2 protein-coding genes are annotated in these 3,168 nt (G+C 75.2%); both read left to right on the top strand.

Annotation, left to right across the window (positions count from 1 at the left end; all coding sequences use genetic code 11):
* The first annotated feature begins 181 nt into the window (after positions 1–181).
* Complete coding sequence (gene rlmB / locus ACFXPK_RS21065; protein WP_385077540.1) at positions 182–1,132, top strand: 23S rRNA (guanosine(2251)-2'-O)-methyltransferase RlmB; 951 nt, start codon at positions 182–184, stop codon at positions 1,130–1,132.
* 207 nt (positions 1,133–1,339) lie between these two features.
* Positions 1,340–3,049, top strand: a complete 1,710-nt coding sequence (locus ACFXPK_RS21060; protein WP_385077537.1) for a DoxX family protein — start codon at positions 1,340–1,342, stop codon at positions 3,047–3,049.
* Positions 3,050–3,168 lie beyond the last annotated feature (119 nt).

The raw sequence follows: 3,168 nt of genomic DNA, 5'->3' as shown, positions 1-3,168 counted from the left end.
CTCTGGACAGCGCGGTGCGCCCCCCGGCGCGCGGGTGCCCCGGCGCCCCGCGCCCACTTGGTCTCGTGCCCCGCCCGGTGGTCCGGGCGGCACACTTACGTACCCTGACATAAAACGTATGAACGCCGCGCGACCGAAGCGCCGCGTAGCCGCGTAACGAAAGCAATGAAACAGGTAGGTCATGGCCGGGAACAGCCAGCGCAGGAACCGCCGTACGTCCAACAAGAAGGGCGCGCAGGTCGGCAGCGGTGGCAAGCGACGCCGCGGCCTGGAAGGGAAGGGCCCGACGCCGCCCGCGTCCGCGCGCAAGGGCCATGTCCAGAACCGCGTCGCCAACGCCAAGGCCAAGCAGACGGCCCGCCGTCAGGTCGCCCGGCGCGGCGGCAAGGGCACCAGCGAGATGGTCGTCGGCCGTAACCCGGTCTTCGAGGCGCTGCGCGACGGCGTGCCCGCCTCGATGCTCTACGTGCAGCAGTTCATCGACAACGACGAGCGCGTCCGCGAGGCGCTCCAGCTCGCGGCGGACCGCGGCGGCATCCACCTCATGGAGGCCCCCAAGCCCGAGCTGGACCGGATGACGAACGGCCTCAACCACCAGGGGCTCGTCCTCCAGGTCCCGCCGTACGAGTACGCGCACCCGGAGGACCTGTCGTCCGCCGCCTTCGACGAGGGCGAGGACCCGCTGATCGTCGCGCTCGACGGGGTGACGGACCCGCGCAACCTCGGCGCCGTCGTCCGCTCCGTCTCCGCCTTCGGCGGCCACGGCGTCGTCGTACCGGAGCGGCGCGCCGCCGGGATGACCGCCGGTGCCTGGAAGTCCTCGGCGGGTACGGCGGCCCGTACGCCGGTCGCCCGCTGCACCAACCTCACCCGCACGCTGGAGGCGTACCAGAAGGCCGGTCTCACGGTCGTCGGTCTCGCGGCGGACGGCGAGGCGGAGGTCGGCGACCTCGCGGCGCTCGGCGGCCCGGTCGTGATCGTGATCGGCAGCGAGGGCAAGGGCCTCTCGCGGCTGGTGGGGGAGACGTGCGACATCCGCGTACGGATCCCGATGCCGGGCGGCGCGGAGTCGCTGAACGCCGGTGTCGCGGCGGGTGTGGTGCTGTACGAGGCGTCGCGGCACCGCGCCTGAGACGCGTGACGGTACGGGGCACGGGAGGGCACGGGGGCGGGTACGGAGCGTCCGCGCACCCTCCTCGTGCTCTCCCCGTCCCACCCCGGTGCGGCCCCTCCGCGCGCCCCCGTACCGTCCCCCGAACGGCCCTGCTTGATGATCTTGACGGGTCTCGGACACATAGGCGCGTCAAGGCAGTGTCCTAAACACAAGTCACTCGGTTAGATGAGTGTGGACACCAGAACGCCCCGGCCCGGGTTCGACGATCAGCCCCCGCTGAGCATGCTCAAGGTGGACTGCGATCCCGCGCAGGTCATCGTGAACCACGCCAGCTTCCGGGTGAAGCTCGCAACGCCTCAGCGCCCCAGCCCCCTGCGCATCCCCGCCCTGAGCGGCGCGGCGGTCGCCGCCGGCGGCAGGGCACCACGGAGGCGGGCGCCCGTCGTCTGGAGCGGGAAGTCGGCGCCGGGCGACCCCGGGGCCACCGGGCTCCTCCAGGCCGTACGGAACTCCGCCCCGGTACCGGCGGGCGGGGCCCGCGGCCCCGCGGGACGGTACGAAGCCGGCGCCACGCAGGTCATCCCCCGGCCCGGCCTCGGCGCCGACACCGAGACGACGATGCCGACGCCCGTCGTCGGCGGCCCCCGTACGGAGGCCACACCGCTGCTGCCGCCCATGCGCCAGGCGGTCGGCGCGTACGACCTGCCCGAGCAGGCGACCGGCGCGTACGGCGGCCGGGGCACGGACGGCACCGACACCGGCACCGACTTCGACGACGACCTCGGATACGACCCCGACGAGCGCCCGCGCCTCCAGCGCCACGGCAACGACTCCGTCCGGCACGCCTACTACCCCGGCCGCCGGATGAACCTCGGCGTGGTGCTGCTCCCGCTCCGCGTCTTCCTCGGCTTCATCTCCATCTACGCGGGCATGGGCAAGCTCTGCGACCCCGTCTACTTCGACGGCGGCGAGCGCGGCTCCATGGTCAAGTGGCTCAGCTCGCTGCACCCGTGGGCGCTGGCGGAGCCCCTGCGCGACTTCGCGCTCTCGCACCCGGTCGGCGCGGGGCTCAGCGTCGCCTTCCTCCAGATCGTGGTCGGCGTCCTGACCGTCCTCGGCCTCTGGCAGCGGGTCGCCGCCTCCGTCGGGACGCTGCTGTCGGCGGCCCTGCTGCTGACGGTGAGCTGGCGGACCGTACCGGCGTACGACGCGCCCGACATCATCTACCTGGCCGCCTGGTCCCCGCTGATCATCGCCGGCGCGCCCGTCTACTCCGTCGACGGACGGCTGGCGAGCGAGGCGTGGCGCACGCTCGGACCGCGCTCCGAACTCTGGGACCTGCGACGGCGCGTGCTGCGCAGGGGCACGATCGTGGCGAGCGTCGTCATCGGGCTGACGCTGCTGATCGGCTCGGTGCTCGGCGGGGCCGTGCGCTCCTCCGACCTGGTGCGGGTGCCGGGGCCGGGCGTCGACCCGGTCAACCAGCTCCCGGGTATGCCGCTGCCGCAGCGGCAGCGCGGCGCGACGAGCGGCGCGTCCGGCTCCCCGGAGAGCGGGGGCGCCACCAGCGGTACGTCCTCCGCGCCCTCGGCGACCCGCTCGGGCAGCCCGTCGGCGCCGCAGTCGCAGCCGGGCGCCGGTACGACACCGGAGAGCGGCGGCGCGAGCACCGGGGCCGGTACGGGGCCGGGGACCGGCTCGACCGGCAGCCAACAGCAGCAGCCCAGCCAGACCCAGGGCACGGTCCAGGAGCCGCCCCAGACGGCCGAGCAGGCCCCGCCGCCCTCCAGCAGCCAGGGACCGTCCTCCACGGGCGGTACGGGCGACGGGAGCGGCGGAGGCGGCGGCGACGGGGGCGCGCCCGCCGGCGGCTCCTCAGGCGGCTCCTCAGGGGGCGGCGGGAACCGTAACCCCATCGGCGGACTCCTCGGCTGACGCCACCGCACCACCCGCTCTCCTACGAGGGGGGGGGGGGGGGGGGCGCGCGGGGGGGGGGGCGCGCCGCGCCCCCCCCGCCCCCCCCCCCCCGCGGGGGCGGGCGCGCGCCGCGGCGC

The organism is Streptomyces sp. NPDC059142 (genome assembly GCF_042755665.1).
In the GTDB taxonomy this organism is placed as follows: Bacteria; Actinomycetota; Actinomycetes; order Streptomycetales; family Streptomycetaceae; genus Streptomyces.
The sequence above is the reverse complement of the archived record's forward strand: the minus strand, read 5'-3'. Positions and strand labels throughout refer to the sequence as shown.

Coding starts and splice junctions, on each gene's coding strand:
- rlmB (WP_385077540.1), top strand. CDS start 182: ATGGCCGGGAACAGCCAGCGCAGGAACCGCCGTACGTCCAACAAGAAG.
- ACFXPK_RS21060 (WP_385077537.1), top strand. CDS start 1,340: ATGAGTGTGGACACCAGAACGCCCCGGCCCGGGTTCGACGATCAGCCC.